This is a genomic window from Streptomyces anthophorae (assembly GCF_049310305.1).
Taxonomy (GTDB): domain Bacteria; phylum Actinomycetota; class Actinomycetes; order Streptomycetales; family Streptomycetaceae; genus Streptomyces.
Map to the genome: position 1 here is coordinate 6,829,752 of NZ_JBLWQQ010000001.1, position 19,066 is coordinate 6,848,817.

17 protein-coding genes and 2 pseudogenes are annotated in these 19,066 nt (G+C 70.1%); 10 read left to right on the forward strand and 9 right to left on the reverse strand.

Features of this window, described 5'->3' with window-relative positions; translation table 11 throughout:
- The first annotated feature begins 81 nt into the window (after nucleotides 1-81).
- Nucleotides 82-600: a SixA phosphatase family protein gene (locus ACNYS0_RS31020; protein WP_399239551.1), complete on the forward strand. Its 519-nt coding sequence runs from the start codon at nucleotides 82-84 to the stop codon at nucleotides 598-600.
- Nucleotides 601-678: 78 nt separating this feature from the next.
- Here the strand turns inward: ACNYS0_RS31020 and serB are convergent, their stop codons facing one another.
- Together serB and ACNYS0_RS31030 are read right to left on the reverse strand one after the other, a co-directional pair.
- Nucleotides 679-1,920, reverse strand: coding sequence for a phosphoserine phosphatase SerB (gene serB / locus ACNYS0_RS31025; RefSeq protein WP_422478229.1), 1,242 nt, complete (start codon nucleotides 1,918-1,920; stop codon nucleotides 679-681).
- A gap of 180 nt (nucleotides 1,921-2,100) precedes the next feature.
- Nucleotides 2,101-3,561 (reverse strand): annotated as a pseudogene (locus ACNYS0_RS31030) (streptophobe family protein); the annotation flags it as partial.
- 271 nt (nucleotides 3,562-3,832) lie between these two features.
- On the opposite strand from ACNYS0_RS31030, the gene ACNYS0_RS31035 reads away from it, so the two are divergent.
- Nucleotides 3,833-6,358: an ABC transporter ATP-binding protein/permease gene (locus ACNYS0_RS31035; RefSeq protein ID WP_422478231.1), complete on the forward strand. Its 2,526-nt coding sequence runs from the start codon at nucleotides 3,833-3,835 to the stop codon at nucleotides 6,356-6,358.
- Nucleotides 6,359-6,470: 112 nt separating this feature from the next.
- Here the strand turns inward: ACNYS0_RS31035 and ACNYS0_RS31040 are convergent, their stop codons facing one another.
- The 3 genes from ACNYS0_RS31040 to ACNYS0_RS31050 form a co-directional block, all read right to left on the reverse strand.
- Nucleotides 6,471-7,226 carry a transglycosylase SLT domain-containing protein gene (locus ACNYS0_RS31040; protein WP_422478233.1) on the reverse strand — a complete coding sequence of 252 codons (756 nt, stop codon included), beginning with the start codon at nucleotides 7,224-7,226 and terminating at the stop codon, nucleotides 6,471-6,473.
- A 320-nt stretch (nucleotides 7,227-7,546) separates the two neighbouring features.
- Nucleotides 7,547-8,629: an S-adenosylmethionine:tRNA ribosyltransferase-isomerase gene (locus ACNYS0_RS31045; protein ID WP_422478235.1), complete on the reverse strand. Its 1,083-nt coding sequence runs from the start codon at nucleotides 8,627-8,629 to the stop codon at nucleotides 7,547-7,549.
- Complete coding sequence (locus ACNYS0_RS31050; protein ID WP_422478237.1) at nucleotides 8,629-9,324, reverse strand: SDR family NAD(P)-dependent oxidoreductase; 696 nt, start codon at nucleotides 9,322-9,324, stop codon at nucleotides 8,629-8,631. The genes ACNYS0_RS31045 and ACNYS0_RS31050 overlap by 1 nt, the downstream gene beginning before the upstream one ends.
- Before the next feature lie 185 nt (nucleotides 9,325-9,509).
- Here ACNYS0_RS31050 and ACNYS0_RS31055 point away from each other — a divergent pair, with 185 nt between their 5' ends.
- The 4 genes from ACNYS0_RS31055 to ACNYS0_RS31070 all read left to right on the forward strand — a co-directional run bounded on the left by ACNYS0_RS31055 (nucleotide 9,510) and on the right by ACNYS0_RS31070 (nucleotide 12,171).
- On the forward strand, nucleotides 9,510-10,655 hold the full coding sequence (locus ACNYS0_RS31055) for a GAF domain-containing sensor histidine kinase (protein WP_422478239.1): 1,146 nt from the start codon (nucleotides 9,510-9,512) through the stop codon (nucleotides 10,653-10,655).
- Nucleotides 10,648-11,289, forward strand: coding sequence for a response regulator (locus tag ACNYS0_RS31060; RefSeq protein ID WP_422406505.1), 642 nt, complete (start codon nucleotides 10,648-10,650; stop codon nucleotides 11,287-11,289). Before ACNYS0_RS31055 ends, ACNYS0_RS31060 begins: the two co-directional genes overlap by 8 nt.
- A 172-nt stretch (nucleotides 11,290-11,461) precedes the next feature.
- Nucleotides 11,462-11,707 (forward strand): chaplin, encoded by a 246-nt coding sequence (locus tag ACNYS0_RS31065; RefSeq protein WP_422478241.1) that lies wholly within the window; start codon nucleotides 11,462-11,464, stop codon nucleotides 11,705-11,707.
- 224 nt (nucleotides 11,708-11,931) lie between these two features.
- Nucleotides 11,932-12,171 carry a chaplin gene (locus ACNYS0_RS31070; protein WP_385766661.1) on the forward strand — a complete coding sequence of 80 codons (240 nt, stop codon included), beginning with the start codon at nucleotides 11,932-11,934 and terminating at the stop codon, nucleotides 12,169-12,171.
- Nucleotides 12,172-12,297: 126 nt separating this feature from the next.
- Here the strand turns inward: ACNYS0_RS31070 and ACNYS0_RS31075 are convergent, their stop codons facing one another.
- The gene (locus ACNYS0_RS31075; RefSeq protein WP_422478243.1) at nucleotides 12,298-13,080 is read right to left on the reverse strand and encodes a hypothetical protein; all 783 of its coding nucleotides are present in this window, start codon (nucleotides 13,078-13,080) and stop codon (nucleotides 12,298-12,300) included.
- A gap of 165 nt (nucleotides 13,081-13,245) precedes the next feature.
- Between ACNYS0_RS31075 and ACNYS0_RS31080 the strand changes: the two are divergent.
- From ACNYS0_RS31080 to ACNYS0_RS31090, 3 genes and pseudogenes are all read left to right on the forward strand, one after another.
- A pseudogene (locus ACNYS0_RS31080) lies at nucleotides 13,246-13,776 on the forward strand (ABC transporter ATP-binding protein); the annotation flags it as partial.
- 337 nt (nucleotides 13,777-14,113) lie between these two features.
- Entirely contained in the window at nucleotides 14,114-14,548 is a 435-nt protein-coding gene (locus tag ACNYS0_RS31085) for an NfeD family protein (protein WP_422478245.1), read from the forward strand.
- Between the two features lie 135 nt (nucleotides 14,549-14,683).
- Nucleotides 14,684-15,640, forward strand: a complete 957-nt coding sequence (locus ACNYS0_RS31090) for an SPFH domain-containing protein (protein ID WP_422406500.1) — start codon at nucleotides 14,684-14,686, stop codon at nucleotides 15,638-15,640.
- Nucleotides 15,641-15,705: 65 nt separating this feature from the next.
- On the opposite strand, the gene ACNYS0_RS31095 is transcribed toward ACNYS0_RS31090, so the two are convergent.
- The 3 genes from ACNYS0_RS31095 to ACNYS0_RS31105 form a co-directional block, all read right to left on the reverse strand.
- Nucleotides 15,706-16,212: an HNH endonuclease gene (locus ACNYS0_RS31095; RefSeq protein ID WP_385766647.1), complete on the reverse strand. Its 507-nt coding sequence runs from the start codon at nucleotides 16,210-16,212 to the stop codon at nucleotides 15,706-15,708.
- A gap of 184 nt (nucleotides 16,213-16,396) precedes the next feature.
- Complete coding sequence (locus tag ACNYS0_RS31100; protein ID WP_399239521.1) at nucleotides 16,397-16,939, reverse strand: YbhB/YbcL family Raf kinase inhibitor-like protein; 543 nt, start codon at nucleotides 16,937-16,939, stop codon at nucleotides 16,397-16,399.
- Between the two features lie 66 nt (nucleotides 16,940-17,005).
- Nucleotides 17,006-17,788 carry a sporulation protein gene (locus ACNYS0_RS31105; protein ID WP_422406498.1) on the reverse strand — a complete coding sequence of 261 codons (783 nt, stop codon included), beginning with the start codon at nucleotides 17,786-17,788 and terminating at the stop codon, nucleotides 17,006-17,008.
- 116 nt (nucleotides 17,789-17,904) lie between these two features.
- Between ACNYS0_RS31105 and ACNYS0_RS31110 the strand changes: the two genes are divergently transcribed.
- Nucleotides 17,905-18,546: a DNA-3-methyladenine glycosylase gene (locus ACNYS0_RS31110; RefSeq protein ID WP_422406497.1), complete on the forward strand. Its 642-nt coding sequence runs from the start codon at nucleotides 17,905-17,907 to the stop codon at nucleotides 18,544-18,546.
- Nucleotides 18,547-19,066 lie beyond the last annotated feature (520 nt).

A 19,066-nucleotide genomic window follows, 5' to 3' on the forward strand; every position in this document is an offset into this window, starting at 1 on the left:
GCCGGGCACGCCGTCACTCGTGCTGAGTGACCCCGTCAACTCCCTGCGCCCGGCCGAGGGTTTCATGCGAAGCTGGGACGCATGAGCGTCGCAGAACCCCGCAGGATTGTCCTTTTCCGGCATGCCAAGGCGGATTGGCCGCAGGTCTCCGATCATGAGCGGCCGCTCGCCGAGCGGGGCCGCAGGGATGCCCCCGTAGCCGGCCGCAAGCTGGCCGACGCAGGCATCACCTTCGACCTGGCCCTGTGCTCGACCGCCACGCGTACCCGTGAGACCTGGAAGCTCGCCGTGCAGGAGCTGCCGGAGCGACCGAAGACCGTGTACGAGGAGCGGATCTACGAGGCGTCGCCCGGCGAGCTGATCGCGGTGCTGAACGAGACGCCGGACGACGTGCACGACGCCGTGCTGATCGGCCACAACCCCGGTGTGCAGGCCCTCTCCGAGATCCTCGCCGCGGACGCCGAGGGCGACGCCCGGCAGCGGCTGAACCGACGTGGCTTCCCGACCGCCGCGTTCTCCGTGCTCACGTTCACCGGACCGTGGAAGAGCCTGGAGCCCGGCACCGCCACGCTCGTCGACTACTGGGCGCCGAGCGAGTAACCGCCACCGCCCGTTCCGTCATACGTACGACGAGGGGCCCGGTACCGATCACCGGTACCGGGCCCCACGCACGCTGTCCTACGGCTCCAGGGTGTCCGCGGCCTCGACCTCTTCGCGCGTGATGCCCAGCAGATAGAGCACCGTGTCGAGGAACGGCACGTTCACCGCGGTGTGCGCGGCCTGGCGCACGACCGGCTTGGCGTTGAAGGCGACGCCGAGCCCCGCCGCGTTCAGCATGTCCAGGTCGTTCGCGCCGTCGCCGATCGCCACGGTCTGCTCCAGCGGCACCCCCGCCTCGGTGGCGAACCGCCGCAGCAGCCGCGCCTTGCCCGCGCGGTCCACGATCTCGCCCGTGACCCGGCCGGTCAGCTTCCCGTCGACGATCTCCAGCGTGTTCGCCTGCGCGAAGTCGAGCCCGAGGCGCTCCTTCAGGTCGTCCGTGACCTGCGTGAACCCACCCGAGACGACCCCCACTTGGTAGCCGAGACGCTTGAGCGTACGGATGAGGGTCCTGGCGCCAGGCGTCAGCCGGACCTCGCTGCGCACCTTCTCCACGACCGAGGCGTCGAGGCCCGCGAGCAGCTCCACGCGCGCGTGCAGCGACTGCTCGAAGTCGAGCTCGCCGCGCATCGCCGCCGCCGTCACCTCGGCGACCTTGTCCTCGCAGCCCGCGTGCGCCGCGAACAGCTCGATCACCTCGTCCTGGATGAGGGTCGAGTCGACGTCCATCACGACGAGCCGCTGCGCGCGCCGGTGCAGCCCGGCGGAGACGACCGCCACGTCGACGCCCAGCTTCGCGGCCTCTATGGCGAGGACGGTGCGCAGCGCCTCCGTCGGGGTGCCGGACACCGCGAACTCGACCGCCGTCACCGGATACTTCGCGAGCCGGAAGATACGGTCGATATTGCCGCCGGTGCCGGTGATCGCGGCCGCTATCGACGCGGCCGACTCGGCGGTGAGCGGGTGGCCGAGGACGGTGACGTGGGAGCGGCCCGTGCCGCGCGGACGGTTGTCGCCGATGCCGGAGATGATCTCCGCCTGCATCTTCATCGACTCCGCCCAGCTGTGGACGGTCGACCGCAGATCCCCTTCGAGCCCGGCCGGCGGCTGGGTGACCAGGGCGCACAGGACGATACGGCCGCGCGTGACGACCTGCTCGATGTCGACGACATCGACGGAGTAGGCGGCGAGGGTGTCGAAGAGCCCGGCGGTGATACCGGGCCGGTCCTTGCCGAAGATCTTGACCAGAAGAGTGGGGACGTCCGCCGGAACGTCCACGGGCGGGGCATCAGCGGTGGGCTGGGGCTGCGAAGCGCTCATGATGGGCCCTACGTTATCGGTCCTGTGTACGGCCACCGCAATCAAGCCCACCCCTTGAGCGCAGGCCCGACAGATCAAGCTCTTGCGGCGATCCTTCAGGCCCCGCCGGCGCTTGAGGCGCGGGGTCCGGGGCAGAGCCCCGAGACCGCGCCCCCGGACCACCCGTCACGGTCGATACGGCTTCAGATACGGATTCGTATCGGGATTGGCCGGCCGGTACGGCCGGCTCGGCCGGTACGGCCCCGACGCCCCCGGCGGCCCGCCGTCCGAGAGCGGCGCCGGCCGGGCCCTCCCGGTCGCATACGCCAGAACCGCGCCAAGCGCCCCCGCCCCCGCCCCCCACGCCGCCCCGAGCAGCACCGCCGTCCCGGTCCGCCCGTGCAGCTCGATGCCCGCCCCGAACGCGTCGAAGCCGAGGACCGAGAGCGAGGCCCCCGCCGACACCTCGGTGAGCCACACCAGGAGCGGCAGCGCGAGCGCCGTCACGCCCCCGAGGCGAAACGCGCACCGTCCCGCGAACCCCCACACGCCCCGCGTCACGGGCGAGCGCACCGCTGTCAGCACCCCGGCCAGCAGCATCATCACGCCCGCCGCGACGCCCAACAGCCATACCCTGCCGTCGAGTTCGGCGAGCCGCCCCAGCGTCACCGGCTCGTTCGCCGACGCCCTGAGCAGCTCGTCCAGCGGATCCGGCAGCAGCTTCGCCAGCTCGCCCGTCGCCTTGCCGTCCCAGGGCACGAAGAGCCCGAGGGGGATGCCGAGCCACACCCCGTTGGGCGCCCCGAGCAGCGCGGCGCCCGCGATCCGCTTCGGGTGGTCGTCGCCGATCATCGCGTACGCCGCTGCCGCCAGGCCCGCGACGACCGCCATCAGCAGCACCGCGACGAGCGCCGATGCGGCGGGCCGGACGGTCCCGTGCAGCGGGGCGAGCGCGCGCGGCAGCGGAGTGCGCCTCGACGCGAGCAGGGCGATCACCAGGACCCCCACCGCGAACGCCGCGCCGCCGAGCAGCGAGGGAACCGTCTCCACGGTGAACCCGACGGAGGCCTTCGCGTCGACCAGATCGCCGATCTTGTCGGGCAGCAACCCGCCGATCCCGCCCGGCAGTTTGTCCGCGATGCCCCCCGGAAGTCCCTTCCCGCCGCCCGTGATGTCGTCGAGCCCGAGCTGCGAGCCGTCGATCGTGATGATGTCGTGACCGGCCCAGGCGAGGCCGCCCATCATCGCCACGAAGAGCGCCACCAGGGCCCCCGCGCGCGCGAGGAGTTCACCGGGGGACACCTCCACCCCCGCCGCCCGCAGGGAACGCAGAAAGAACCAGCTGAGAGCGAGCGCGCCCACCAGGCTCACGCCGAGCGGTGCGATGTCGATCGCGGTCTTCGCCTGCGCGCCGTCGAGCCCGAAGGCCGAGACGTCCCCGGACGGCGTCACCTTGCCGCCCGCCGCGAGCGCCACCACCGCGGCCGTCATCGGCCCGAGCGAGGCCGCGGTGTCCGCCTCCAGCAAGTGCAGGCCGAGCGCCGCGACTCCGGCCATCGCGATGAACGCCCAGCTCACCGCCGCCACCGCGGACAGCAGGACATCGCCGACGGGCACACGTGCGCGCCGCTTCGCCCCTTGGCCGCTCTCCGCCAAGGCCATCAAGGACCCCCCCGATCCGCCCCGCCCTGTCCCCAAGGCCCCATTTGCTCATGATCCGTAGGGAGTTGTGGGCGACTACCACTCTCCGGGGCCGCATCCGTACCGTCAACGGGGCGGGAGCCAAGGGGCGTACGGGAGGTGCGAACGCGCTCGGCGCAAGGCCCGCCTTTCGGTCACGGAGGGCTTCCTGAAATAGTTCCTCACGATGTTCGACATCCCTAGACTCCCCATGACGGGGCAAAACTCGGGGGACAACTCAGTGGGGCATGGAGTGCCTGAACTCGTACTGGAATTGAATGGCAGGACCTGGACGCTCGACGCGTCCAGGCCGTACACCCTCGGACGCGATCCGCAGGGCGACATCGTGCTCGACGACGCCCGGGTGTCCTGGCGGCACGCCACGATCAGCTGGGGCGGCCGCAGTTGGGTCATCGAGGACCACGGCTCGACCAACGGCACCTTCGTGCAGGGGCAGCGGATCCACCAGATGGAGATCGGCCCCGGCTCGTCCGTGCACCTGGGCAACTCCACCGACGGCCCCTGCCTGACCGTGCAGGGCAGCGCCCGCGCCGCCGCCGTTGCCTCGCCGCACCAGGCGCAGCAGCAGGCCGCGGGTCTCGCGCAGCAGCCGCCTCCGCAGCAGTACCAGCAGCAGCCGAGCTGGTCCCAACAGGCGCCCCAGCAGCGCGAGGCGCCACCGCAGCAGTGGCAACAGCAGCCGCAGGCGCAGAAGGTGCCGCAGCAGCAGGGCGCCGGCGGGGTCGCGGGGGCCCCGCCCGTGTACGGCGACCGCAGCCCCACCACGTTCCACCAGCTGGCACTGGGCCGCGTCATGCGCATCGGCCGTTCCCTGGAGAACGAGCTGGTGGTCTCCGACCTCCAGGTCTCGCGGCTGCACGCGGAGTTCCACGCATCGCCCGACGGCCGCTTCGAGATCCACGACCTCGGCTCGCACAACGGCACGTACGTCAACGGCCAGCCGATCCCCAAGGGCGGCACGGCGCTGCTCGGCGCCACCGACATCGTGGGCGTGGGCCACTCCACGTTCCGCCTGGTCGGCGACCGGCTCGAGGAGTTCGTCGACACCGGTGACGTCTCGTTCTCCGCGCGCCATCTCACGGTGACCGTCGAGGGCGGCAAGCAGATCCTCAAGGACGTCTCGTTCGGCGTCCCCGAGAAGTCCTTGATCGCGGTCATCGGCCCCTCGGGCTCCGGAAAGTCGACGCTCCTGAAGGCGCTCACCGGCTACCGGCCCGCCGACCAGGGCGACGTCCTCTACGACAACCGGAACCTCTACAAGCAGTTCGCCGAGCTGCGCCAGCGCATCGGTCTGGTCCCGCAGGACGACATCCTGCACAAGGAACTGACCGTCAAGAAGGCGCTCAAGTACGCCGCCAAGCTGCGCTTCCCCGCGGACACCAGCGAGCAGGAGCGCCAGCAGCGCATCGACGAGGTACTGCGCGAGCTCAAGCTGGACATCCACAAGGAGAAGAAGGTCACCTCCCTCTCCGGTGGCCAGCGCAAGCGCGTGTCGGTGGCCCTCGAGCTGCTCACCAAGCCGTCGTTGATCTTCCTGGACGAGCCGACCTCCGGCCTCGACCCGGGCATGGACCGCGACGTCATGCAGCTCCTGCGCGGACTCTCCGACGACGGGCGCACGGTCCTCGTCGTCACGCACTCCGTGGCCGAGCTGGCGCTCTGCGACAAGCTGCTCGTGATGGCGCCGGGCGGCGCGGTCGCCTACTTCGGCCCGCCGGAGGAGGCCCTCAACTTCTTCGGCTACAAGACGTGGGCCGACGTGTTCTCGGCGTTCGAGAACTACCGCGACTACGACTGGGCGGGCCGCTGGAAGGGCTCGCAGCACTACCAGATGTACGCGGCCGACATCGACGCCGTCGCCGCGCAGTCGGATCCGGTGTCGCCGCCCGCCGCGATCAAGGCGCCCAAGACGCAGCCCTGGGGCTCCCAGCTGATCACGCTGATCCGGCGCTACTGCTCGGTGATCGCCTCGGACAAGGGCTTCATGGGTCTGATGGTGATCCTGCCCGCGGTCCTCGGCATCGTCTCGGTGGTCATCCCGGCCGACTTCGGCCTGGGCCCGCCCAAGCCACCGTCCAAGTTCAACGGGGACGCCGGCACCATCATGCTGATCATCGCGGTCGGCATGTGCTTCTCGGCGGCGGCCAACTCGGTCCGTGAGCTGATCAAGGAGCGGGTCATCTACGAGCGCGAACGGGCCACCGGCCTGTCCCGCTCCGCGTACCTGATGTCCAAGGTCATCGTCCTCGGCTTCATCACGGCCATCCAGGGCGTCATCATCTGCGCCATCGGCTTCTCGACGCGTGACCTTCCGAAGGAAGGTCTGGTGCTGCCGCCGGCCGCCGAGCTGTGCATCTCGATCATCGCGCTCGGCTTCACGTCGATGATGTTCGGGCTCGTCATCTCCTCGCTGGTGAAGACCTCGGAGAAGACGATGCCGCTGCTCGTCATGTTCGCGATCGTCCAGGTCGTGTTCACCGGCGTGCTCTTCCAGATCTACGGCACCGTGGGCCTCGAACAGTTCGCCTGGCTGATGCCGTCCCGCTGGGCGGTCGGCGCCGCGGGCGCCACCCTGGACCTCGGCCACCTGATGCCGCCGTGGGACCCGCAGAAGCCGAACGACCTGGACCCGCTGTGGGAGCACTCGGTCGGCCAGTGGGGCCTCAACCTCACGGTCCTGATCCTGCTCGGCATCGCCTGCGGCTTCGCGGTCGCGCGCCTGCTGCGGCGCCACGAGCCGGAGGTCATGCGCAAGTGACCGGCTTACGTACTACGTACGTAAGAAACACGAAGGGCGGCACCGTATGGTGCCGCCCTTCGTGCCGTGGGGGTTCAGCGAGTGCTGGACCTGGAGGTCCCGACTACAGGCATCAGTACGCGCTGTCCACGTTGTCGATGGAGCCGTACTTGTCGGCCGCGTAGTTGGCCGCGGCCACGATGTTGGCGACCGGGTCGGTCAGGCTGTTGGCGGTGCCGTCGACGTGGTACGCGTCGAAGGTCGGCTGGATGACCTGAAGCAGGCCCTTGGACGGCGTGCCGTTGATGGCGTTGATGTCCGTGCCGTTCACCGCGTTCGGGTTGCCGCCCGACTCACGCATGATGTTGCGGTGCAGGCCGTCGTACGAGCCCGGAATGCCCTTGTCCTTCATGATGGCGAGGGATTCCTTGATCCAGCCGTCCAGGTTGTTGGCGTAGACCGGCTTGCGGGCGGCGGCACGCGCGGCGGCCTCCTGGGCCTCGCGCTCCTTCTTGGCCTTCGCCTCGGCGGCGGCCTTGGCCTTCGCCTGGGCCTCGGCCTGGGCCTTCTTCTCGGCCTCGGCCTTCTTCTTCGCCTCGGCCTCCTGGCGGGCCTTCGCCTTGGCCTCGGCCTGCTTGGCCTTCTCGCTGGCGGCGGCCTGCTGGTCGGTGACGCTGGCGTGGACGTCCTTGATCTGCTTCGCGCCGGCCTCGGTGGTGAAGGCGACCGGAGCGGCGGCGACCGTCTCGTCCTTCGCCGAAGCCTGCGTGTCGTGACCCGGCACCAGCGTCACCGCGAGGGCGGCGGCACCGAGAGCGGCGACACCGGCGAGCGAGAACTTGTGGGTGCGGGTCAGCTGACTATGGCCGGCGTTGGCGTGCTTGGACATGAGATGGGGACCTCTCTAAGAACGGAAGTCGCTCGCCGACCCGGGGACCGGGCGGTCGTGTTTAGGACACGAACCCCACGGGTAGGACCCCGCGGCGCCGAACAACGATGGACATTCTTAGCGGCCGCAAAATGCCGAGGCAAAGGTGTGATCTACGAAGCCGGGTAGTGCGCCGAGGGGGAACGAAAAGGGACAGGAAGCCGATGTCCGACTCCCTGTCCCGGCGCTGCAAAGGGACCTAAGTCCCTTACTCATCCACTACGGACCTTCGTACGTGACGTGGGCCCTATGGGTGGCGTCACACGCACCCCCTCCAGAACTCACCGGCAGTTGCCACTGCAACGCACAGCGTGAGGGTTCTCCTCCGGAAGGATGAGGTGCACGTCGCCGAACTCGTGCCACAGGTAGCGCCCCCGCAGCGCCTCCTCGTACGCACGGTCCACCGCGGCCCGTCCGGCCACCGCCTCCAGCATCAGAAGATGGGAGGCCTCCGGCTCGTGCAGCCCGGTGAGCAGGCCGTCCACCACCCGCACCCCGCGCTCGGGCGTCACCACGAGCTCCGTCCAGCCGCGCGCCGCCCGCACGACCCCCTCGCCGTCCACGGCGGACTCGACGGCCCGCACGGCGGTGGTCCCCACGGCGATGACGTTCTGCCCCGCGGCCCGCGCGGCGTTGATCAGGCGGGCCGACGCCTCGGGCACCTCGAAACGCTCCGCATAAGGAGGCTCGTGCGACTCGGCGGACGCCACTCCCGTATGCAGCGTGATCGGCGCGAACTGCACCCCCCGGCTCACGAGCCGCGACACGATCGACTCCGTGAAGGGCCGCGCCGCACTCGGCATCTCCGCACTGCCCGCCCCGGCGGCGTACGGCAGCGCGAACACCGTCTGGTAGGCGGACAGCGGCTGGTCCCGCTCCGTATAGGAGTAGCGGATGGGCCGCCCCCGCCGGCCGAGCAGCGCCGGGACGTCCCCGGTCGCCCGCACCCACCACAGCCGCTCGCTCCCGGCCGCCAGGGGCTCCTCATATACGAGGCGTACGCCTCCGGGGAGCGCGACCACGGACCCGGCGGGCCCGCCGGGGCGCGGCCCCGTGGTGCCCCGCTCGTCCGGGGCCCGCAGCTCGACCGCCCAGCGCCCGTCGTCGCCGCGCGTCGAGAAATGCACGACCACGCGCGCGTGCCCGACCCGCCCGTCCACGGCGGCCGCCAATGTAGGGGACGTATTGACGACGAGCAGGTCCCCGGCCCGCAGCACGGACGGCAGCTCGGGGAAGCGGTGATGGGTGGCGGCGGTGCCGCGCGACACCAGAAGGCGCACGGACGATCTGTCCCGGCCGGGCCCCCGCTGCTCGGCCGGGACCCGCGCCGACAGCTCCTCGGGCACCCGCAGCGCGAGCGCCATCACGCCTCCAGGAGGGACGGGGCCGAGTAGCGTCCGCTCGCGGGCCGCCGGTCCAGGAGGCGCAGGAACGCGGGCACCACGTCCTCGGGGCGCGGCACCTCGCTCAGATCCTCGTCCGGCTCGGCCGCCGCCAGCATGTCCGTGCGCATCCCGCCCGGATCCACCGCCCACACCCGCAGGCCCGGCTCCTCCACCGCGAGCACCGCCACGAGCTGGTCGAGGGCCGCCTTCGTCGCCCCGTAGCCGCCCCAGGTGGGGTACGCCTCCGTGGCCGCGTCCGAACTCATGGCGATCACCGTCCCGGCGGGGGACTCGCGCAGCAGCGGCAGCGCCTCCTGGAGCAGCCCGAGCGGTGCCACCACATTGATCTCGAGCGCCGCCCTGAAGTCGTCCAGCGAATGCCCCTCGAGCGGCACCAGCGGCTCCGCGCCCAGCACGCTCGCGTTGTTCACCAGAAGATCGAGCCCGCCCAGCTCCCACGCCGCGGCGATCAGTTCCACCCGGTGCCCGCCGTCCGCGACATCCCCCGGCACGGCCTTCACGGCCCCACCGTGCTTGCGCAGCCGCTCCGCGACGTCCTCCAGCGGACCGGCGGAGCGCGCGTCCAGGACCAGATCCCAGCCCCGCTCCGCCAGCGCCGTCGCCAGCGCCCTCCCGAACCCTCGTGAGGCCCCCGTGATGATCGCTACCGCCATGACAACCGTCCCCTTGAGTACGTCATCCGTTGTGCGTCGTGTCCTCAACGTAGGAACCCGGCGGCCCTCGGCACCTCGTACGCGAGCAGCAACAACGCAGGGTCCTTCGCCCTACGCCGACCGACCTAGGCGAAGGGCGCCGTCGGCCCGATCCGGCTGTCGCACCCCGCCGGTACGGTGAGGTCATGAGTCAGGGTCCACGTACAGGCTTGGCCGCGGTGAGCGCCGCGCTCCTCGCCATGAGCAGGCATCTCGAGGTGCGCGACGTCCTCAAGACGATCGTCGCCTCGGCCCGCGAGCTGCTCGACGCCGAGTACGCGGCGCTCGGCGTGCCGGACGACCACGGGGGCTTCGCCCAGTTCGTCGTCGACGGCGTCAGTGAGGAGCAGTGGAAGGCCATCGGCCCGCTGCCGCGCCAGCACGGCATCCTCGCCGCGATGCTGCGCGACGCGAAGACCGAGCGCCTCGCGGACGTCCGCAAGGACCCCCGCTTCGAGGGCTGGCCCTCCGCCCACCCGGACATGTCCGACTTCCTCGGCCTGCCCATCAAGGACGGCGAGGAGACCATCGGCGCGCTCTTCCTCGCGAACAAGAACTGCCCCAAACCGCAAGGCGGTTGCGGCTTCACGCAGGACGACGAGGAACTGCTCGGGATCCTCGCCCAGCACGCGGCCATCGCGCTCACGAACGCCCGCCTCTACGAGCGCAGCCGCGAGCTCACCATCGCCGAGGAGCGCTCCCGGATCGCCCACGAACTGCACGACGCGGTGAGCCAGAAGCTCTTCTCGCTGCGCCTGACCGCGCAGGCCGCAGCGACGCTGATGGACCGTGACCCGGACCGCGCCAAGGGGGAGTTGGGGCACGTGGCGGAGCTCGCGGCGGAGGCGGCGGACGAACTGCGCGCGGCCGTCGTCGAGTTGCGCCCCGCGGCCCTCGACGAGGACGGCCTGGTGGCCACGTTGCGCACACAGGCCCAGGTGCTCGACCGCGCCCACTCGGCGCACGTCACGTTCACGACCAGCGGCATAAAGGCGCTGCCCGCCGCCCAGGAGGAGGCGTTGCTGCGCGTCGCCCAGGAAGCGCTGCACAACGCGCTGCGCCACTCCGGAGCGGAGAAGGTGCGGGTCACGCTCGACAAGCACGGCCAGGGCGCCGTGCTGCGCGTCATCGACGACGGAGCGGGCTTCGACCCCCAGGCGATCCGCAGCGCGGGCCGCCACCTCGGGCTCGTCTCCATGCGCGACCGCTCCGGTGGTGTCGGCGGCCGGCTCACAGTGGATTCGGAGCCCGGCAAGGGCACCACGATCGAGATGGAGGTCCCCGGTGGCTGACCCGATCAAGGTACTGCTGGTCGACGACCACCAGGTCGTCCGCAGGGGCCTGCGCACCTTCCTGGAGGTGCAGGGCGACATCGAGGTCGTCGGCGAGGCGGCGGACGGCGCCGAAGGAGTCGCCCGCGCCGAGGAGCTGAGGCCCGACGTCGTCCTCATGGACGTCAAGATGCCGGTCATGGACGGGGTCGACGCCCTGCGCCGGCTCCGCGAACTCGACAATCCCGCCAAGGTGTTGATCGTCACCAGCTTCACCGAGCAGCGCACCGTCGTCCCCGCCCTGCGCGCGGGGGCCGCGGGTTACGTCTACAAGGACGTGGACCCCGACGCGCTGGCCGGCGCCATCCGCTCCGTCCACGCGGGCCACATCCTGCTGCAACCCGAGGTGGCGGGCGCCCTGCTCGCCCAGGAGGACGGCAACAACGGCCAGGGGAGAGGCGGTTCCCTCACGGAGCGCGAGCGCGAGGTGCTCGGCCTGATCGCCGACGGCCGCTCGAACCGGGAGATCGCCCGCGCCCTCGTCCTCTCCGAGAAGACGGTGAAGACCCATGTCTCGAACATCCTGATGAAACTCGACCTGTCGGACCGCACCCAGGCCGCCCTGTGGGCCGTGCGGCACGGTGTCACGGGCTGAGAGGCACGCGCGGGCACACCGAAGCGGCGGCAACGCGGAGCGTCATACTCCGTTCTGGAATTCATACCGTCGTGTAGATGTCCCCCGAATGGCGCATCCCTTCGGGCGGTGCGGCGTTCTCCAATGCGTGCTGCGGCGATCGTGTCGCGGCGACCGCTAGGAGGATCCAGAAGTGAAGAACCTGAAGAAGGCCGCGGCCGTCACCCTCGTGGCCGGTGGCCTTGTCGCCGCCGGTGCGGGACTCGCCTCTGCCACCGACGGCGCGCAGGCCCACGGCCACGCCACGAAGTCCCCGGGCGTCGGCTCGGGCAACCTGGTTCAGGTCCCGATCCACGTTCCGGTGAACGCCGTGGGCAACACCGCCACGGTGATCGGCGCCCTCAACCCGGCGTTCGCGAACAACGGCTACAACGGCTGACGCGCGCTCAGGTCTCACCGGCCCCCGGGGTGTTCCCCGCGGGGCCGGTCCGCTTTTCCGGGGGTCGCTCTCCCGTTCGATAGCGCGGCTGGTCGAATCGTCGGCCTATTGATCCAATCGAGCGGATCCAGGGGGCGTCCCGTGTCTGTCGCGCGCCCCGCGCGTTTCTCAGCGTGCGACCCCGCGGCTGGGGTCGGACCGCAATATCTGGAGGAACGCTTCTCATGAACATCGCCAAGAAGGCCGCCGTTGCCGTCGCCGTCGCCGGTATCGCCGCGGGTGCCTCTGCCGGTGCCGCCTTCGCCGACTCGAACGCCGACGGCGTGGCCGCGAACTCCCCGGGCGTCGGCTCGGGCAACAACGTCGGCGTTCCGGTTCACGTCCCGGTGAACGTCGACGGCAACTCCGTCAACGTGATCGGCCTGCTGAACCCGGCCTTCGGCAACACCGCGGCGAACAACTGAGGTTCGCTGCCCCCGAGGCACAGAAAGGCCCCCACGGACCCGCTCCGTGGGGGCCTTTCCCTGCCTGCTGCCTACTGCCCGCTGCCTGGCCCGCAGCGCTGCCCGCCGCCTGGCCCGGCCCCGCTCTCAGCCCCGCTCCCGCTCCTCCACGAACGCGTTGTACGCGGCCACCTGCGCGCGCCGGGCCGTCCGCTCCACCGGGCGCAGCGCGAGCGCCCGCGCCCCCATCTCCGACGCGCTGACCGCGCCCCCGTGCCCGCTGTCGTACGCCACGGAGACCAGCAGCCCCACCCGCTGCGCCAGCTCCAGCACCCGTACGGCCCGCCCGGGGTACCCCGGCGCGAGCGCCTCGCGCCCCCGCTCGGCCCGCGCCCGGTACGCGTCCACCGCGGCCTCGGACACCGGCCCCGACCCGGCCACGTCGAGGCGCGTCAGCACCTCGGTCGCGTCCCGCAGCGCCTCCGCCAGCTCCCGCTCGGCCTCGGAGAGCGAGGGCACATCCGCCGGCGGTGCCTCCCGCACGGGCAGGCAGTGCCACACCACCTCGACATGCACGTCGCCCTCGGGACCGGCCTCGTACACCTCGGGGACCAGCCCGAGCGCGGCGCCGTGACAGACCACCGCCTCCTCGGCCTCCAGGGCCCGCGCGTTGAACTCAGGCGGCCCACTGAGCCCCAGCGGATGGCCCGGCGCGGGCAGTGCCACCCGCAGCCCGCCGACGCCCAGCGCCCGCAGACGGCCGAGCGCCAGCGTCAGGCCGACGGGCCCGTCCTCGCCCGGCAGCCCCGTCACCCGGTGCGAGGCGTCCTCGCCGACAATCGCGAGCGCCGCGTCATCAGGTGCGACAAATCCGCCAAGAAGGGCATTTCCCCAGGCCGCGAGGCGTCCAGAGCGTGGTTCAGTGAGCATGCGCCCCACCTTAGAAGCCCGCAAAGCCGCCAAAAGCCAGACCGATGGAATGGACCGCGGGGGCGGTGGCGTAGGTTTTCCCTGGGGGCCGTGCCGAGCAGGAAGTATGCGAAGGCATGACGGACGCGGCGAACAGACGAGACTGCAATGGGAGACAACGCGCTCATGAGCGATGTACTGGAGCTGGAGGACGTATCCGTGGTCCGCGAGGGCCGGGCTCTGGTGGACCAGGTCTCCTGGTCGGTGAAGGAGGGGGAGCGCTGGGTCATCCTCGGACCCAACGGCGCGGGCAAGACCACCCTCCTGAACGTCGCCTCGAGCTACCTCTACCCGAGCGCCGGCACCGCCACGATCCTCGGTGAGACCCTCGGCAAGCCCGGCACGGACGTCTTCGAGCTGCGACCGCGCATCGGCATGGCCGGCATCGCGCTCGCCGACAAGCTGCCCAAGCGGCAGACCGTCCTGCAGACCGTACTCACCGCCGCCTACGGCATGACGGCCGGCTGGCAGGAGGAGTACGAGGACGTGGACGAGCGGCGCGCCCGCGCGTTCCTCGACCGCCTCGGTATGAGCGAGTACCTGGACCGCAAGTTCGGCACGCTCTCCGAGGGCGAGCGCAAGCGCACGCTGATCGCCCGCGCCCTGATGACCGACCCCGAGCTGCTCCTCCTCGACGAGCCCGCCGCGGGCCTCGACCTCGGTGGCCGCGAGGACCTGGTGCGCCGCCTCGGCCGCCTCGCCCGCGACCCGATCGCCCCGTCGATGATCATGGTCACGCACCACGTCGAGGAGATCGCCCCCGGCTTCACGCACGTCCTGATGATCCGCCAGGGCCGGGTCCTCGCCGCGGGCCCCATCGAGCTCGAACTCACCTCCCGCAACCTCTCCAAGTGCTTCGGCCTCCCGCTGGTCGTCGAGGAGAGCAACGGCCGCTGGACCGCCACCGGCCTGCCCCTGAGCTGAGCCTCTGCGCGCCCCCGCGCGGACCGGATGGCCCCTGTCCGCGCGGCAGTTGCGGATCTACCATGGCCGTGTGGCAGACATCGACGCATGGGTGTGGTGGCTGATCGGGGCGGCCGCACTCGGAATCCCGCTCGTCATCACCGCCATGCCCGAACTGGGCATGCTGGCCGTCGGCGCCGTCGCAGGTGCCGTCACGGCGGGCATGGGCGGCGGTGTCGTACTCCAAGTGGTCGTCTTCGCGGTCGTCTCGTGCGCGCTCATCGCGGTCGTACGACCCGTGGCCAACCGGCACCGCTCCCAGAAACCCCAACTCGCCACCGGCATCGAGGCCCTGAAGGGCAAGCAGGCCGTCGTCGTCGAGCGCGTCGACGGACAGGCGGGCGGACGGATCAAGCTGGGCGGCGAGATCTGGTCGGCCCGCTCCCTCGACGCGGACGCGGCGTTCGAGCCGGGCCGCCAGGTCGACGTGGTCGACATCGAAGGGGCCACGGCGATCGTCATGTGAACCGATATGTGGCCCGAACCAGCCCCGCCACGTGGGCAGTTCTGACACACTCGACGCGCAAGACCTCATGATCTTCCGGCGCGGGCGCGCCGGAACCACGACGGTACGAACGGTACGAGGGGCACGGGAGACTCGATGTCAGCGATCATCATCGTCCTGATCATTCTGGTGGTGTTGGTCTTCATCGCCCTGATCAAGACCATCCAAGTCATCCCGCAGGCCAGCGCCGCCATCGTGGAGCGCTTCGGCCGCTACACACGCACGCTGAACGCGGGCCTGAACATCGTCGTCCCGTTCATCGACTCGATCCGCAACCGCATTGACCTCCGCGAGCAGGTCGTGCCGTTCCCGCCGCAGCCGGTGATCACCCAGGACAACCTGGTGGTCAACATCGACACCGTCATCTACTACCAGGTGACGGACGCGCGGGCCGCGACGTACGAGGTCGCCAGCTACATCCAGGCCATCGAGCAGCTCACGGTCACCACCCTGCGAAACATCATCGGTGGCATGGACCTGGAGCGGACCCTGACCTCCCGCGAGGAGATCAACGCGGCGCTCCGCGGCGTCCTCGACGAGGCCACCGGCAAGTGGGGCATCCGCGTCAACCGCGTCGAACTCAAGGCGATCGAGCCGCCCACCTCCATCCAGGACTCGATGGAGAAGCAGATGCGCGCCGACCGTGACAAGCGCGCCGCGATCCTCACCGCCGAAGGTATCCGGCAATCGCAGATCCTGACCGCCGAAGGTGAGAAGCAGTCCGCGATCCTCAGGGCCGAGGGTGAGGCCAAGGCCGCGGCCCTGCGCGCCGAGGGCGAGGCCCAGGCCATCCGTACGGTCTTCGAGTCCATCCACGCCGGAGACCCGGACCAGAAGCTGCTCTCGTACCAGTACCTCCAGATGCTCCCGAAGATCGCCGAGGGCGACGCCAACAAGCTCTGGATCGTCCCCAGCGAGATCGGCGACGCCCTCAAGGGCCTCTCGGGCGCCTTCGGCAACTTCGGCGCCACGCCGGGCGGCAGCGACGCGAAGACGCCGCCGGTGATGCCGACGCCGCCCCAGCCGCGCCGCGAACAGCCGCCGATCGACTAGTTCCCCGCCCGTACACGACGAGGGCCCGCCGACCACATGGTCGGCGGGCCCTCGCCCTGTCATGTCTACGCGGCGGTCTGCGCCAGCCAGTCCGGCAGCCCGGCCCGCCCGCCGGCACCGAGCGACAGCAGCATCGCGTCGGCGGGAGTCGGCTCGAACGGCTGTCGCAACAGCGGCATCCCCGCCTGCTCGGGCGTCCGGTTCGCCTTGCGGTGATTGTCGTCGGCGCAGGACGCCACCGTGTTCAGCCAGGAATCAGCACCGCCGTGCGACTTCGGCACCACGTGGTCGACGGTCGTCGCCCGCTTGCCGCAGTACGCGCACCGGTGCTGATCCCGTACGAGTACGCCCCGCCTGGACCATGGCGCGCGTCTTCGGAACGGCACCCGGACATACCTGCACAGCCTGATCACCCGGGGCACCGGGATGTCGATCGCCGCCCCGCGCATCCGCAGCTCGGGGTGGACCTGCTCGACGACGGCCTTGTCCTGCAACACCAGCACGACGGCTCGATTGAGCGTCACAGTGGAGAGCGGCTCGAAGCTCGCGTTCAGCACCAGTGTGTCCCGCACCCTGCCCACCTCCCGTACGCAGCGGATCGCCCCTCGGCGTCCGTGCGTCAACTCTGGCCGTGCACGCCGAGATGGACAACGCAATAACTGCGGCCCCCTGGGGGACCAGGAAAAAAACTGCCCGCCCCTGATCAATTCCATGACCAGGGGCGGGCAAACGTTCGGTGAACGCTGGGAAAGCGGATCAGCCCTCGGCGGGAGCCCCGTATTCGGCGATGACCTGGGCCCGGGCGATCGTGTGGAACCGCAGGTTGAACCCGACGAAAGCGGGAGAAGCATCCGAATCCGGACCGAGCTTCTCCTGATCCACCGCGTACACGGTGAACACATAACGGTGGGCGGGGTCCCCGGGCGGCGGCGCGGCGCCCCCGAATTCCTTCGTCCCATAGTCGTTGCGCACCTGCACGGCGCCCTCGGGAAGCCCCTCGAACTTGCCGCTGCCGGCGCCCACCGGCAATTCGGTCACCGAGGCCGGGATGTCGAACACGCTCCAGTGCCAGAACCCGCTGCCGGTCGGCGCGTCCGGGTCGAAGCACGACACGGCGAAGCTCTTGGTCTCCGCCGGGAAGCCCTCCCAGCGCAGGTGCGGCGACGTGTTCCCGGCCGCGTACACCTGCGCGTCGTCCAGCGTCCCGCCCGGCTCGAAGTCCTGGCTCACGACGGTGAACGACGGCACCTGCGGATGAAAGTCATGAGGAAGCGAAGCCCTCGTGGGCTGCTCGGTCACAACGACACCTCCTGGATCTACGGAAACACTGGTCCCACAGAGCCTGACGGCCCTGCTCCTGAAACCCTAGAACCAGTTCCGCTTGCTGCCGACCTCGGACAGCCACTGGTTCAGATACGCGGACCAGTCCGTGCCCTGGAAGTCGTGGTGCCCGACGACGAACGACCGGAACGTGTCGCTGCCCTCGCTGAACAGCCCCGGCTTCTTGTCCATCTCCAGTACGACGTCCATCTCCCGGTCGTCGGCCACGAAGCTCAGCTCGACCTGGTTGAGCCCCCGGTACTGCTGCGGCGGGTGGAACTCGATCTCCTGGTAGAAAGGCAGCTTCTGCCGCGTCCCCCGGATGTGCCCGCGCTCCATGTCCGCACTCTTGAACCGGAAGCCGAGCCGGATGAAGGCGTCGAGCAGCGCCTGCTGGGACGGCAGCGGGTGCACATTGATCGGGTCGAGGTCGCTCGAGTCGATGGCCCGGGCGATCTCCAGCTCGGTCGTCACGCCGATGTTCATGCCGCGCAGCTGCTGCCCGTCGATCGTCGTGACCGGCGTCTCCCACGGAATCTCGAGCCCGAACGGAACGGCGTGCACGGCCTGCGCCTTCAGCTCGAATGCACCCCCGAGCCGCACCTTGGTGAACTCGATGTCCTGCTTCGTCTCCTGGTCGTTGCCCTCGACCTCGACCCGCGCCTGGAGACCGACGGAAAGCCCCTCGATCTCCTGGTCGACGGACCCGCCCTGGATCCGCACCTCACCCTGAACGACACCACCGGGGACGACATTGACCTCGGTGAGCACCGTCTCCACGGACGCCCCGCCCGCACCCAGACTCGCCAACAGCCGCTTGAACCCCATGACCCGATCTCCTCCGTGTGTGCGAACCACTGCTGATACTGCTGACTACAAACGCGGGACACCCGTGCCCGGTTCCGCCGAGCCCCGTCCCGCCCGCTCCACTACCCTCGGAGGGCATGATCGCGGCCCCTGACCGTACGCCCCTCGTACGTGAGTTCTTCGACCGACCCGTACTGGAAGTAGCCCCCGACCTGTTGGGACGCACGCTGGTCCGGCGCACCCCCGACGGGCCGATCGAGCTCCGCCTCACCGAGGTCGAGGCGTACGACGGTGCGAACGACCCCGGGTCACACGCCTACAGAGGCCGGACCGCCCGCAACAGCGTGATGTTCGGGCGCCCTGGACACGTGTACGTCTACTTCACCTACGGCATGTGGCACTGCATGAACCTGGTCTGCGGCGAAGAAGGCAGAGCGAGCGCCGTACTCCTCCGCGCCGGCGAGATCACGGCGGGCGCCGAACTGGCCCGCGAACGTCGACTATCGGCCCGGCACGACAAGGAACTGGCCAAAGGCCCGGCCCGCATGGCCACCGCCCTCGCCGTGGACCGATCCCTGGACGGCACCGACGCCTGCGCCGGAGCGGACTCCCCACTGCGCGTCCTGCACGGCACCCCGGTACCCGCTGACCAGGTACGCAACGGCCCACGCACCGGAGTGTCCGGCGAGGGGGGCGTCCACCCCTGGCGCTTCTGGGTGGCCAACGACCCGACGGTGAGCCCTTATCGGGCCCACACGCCCCGCCGCCGCTCAACTTGACGCGCCCCTGCGGGATCCGTAATGTGGCCCGAGCCGCTGAAGCCGGAACTGGCGCTCAGCCAACCACCGGAAGCGGCCAAACCACTCATTACGATCTCCCTCGACGGGGTCTCTTCGGCGTGCTCGCATGTCGAAATTCGAACCCGCGAATCTCGATTATGAGTTGCCAGGAGATTCGGCTAATGTGGTGGACACGCCGAAAGGCAAAGGCCCGCCAACGGCCACCGGAAATGAAATCCGAACCGGAAACGGAACGGAAAACGGATCTGGTAAGGTTGGAAACACGAAATACCGAAGGGAAGCGCCCGGAGGAAAGCCCGAGAGGGTGAGTACAAAGGAAGCGTCCGTTCCTTGAGAACTCAACAGCGTGCCAAAAATCAACGCCAAAATTTGTTGATACCCCGTCTCCAGCATCCGCTGGGACGAGGTTCCTTTGAAAAGTCCTGCCGGTCATTGGCTGGTAGGCGCACAGCGAGGACGCTGTGAACGGCCGGATTATTCCTCCGACTGTTCCGCTCTC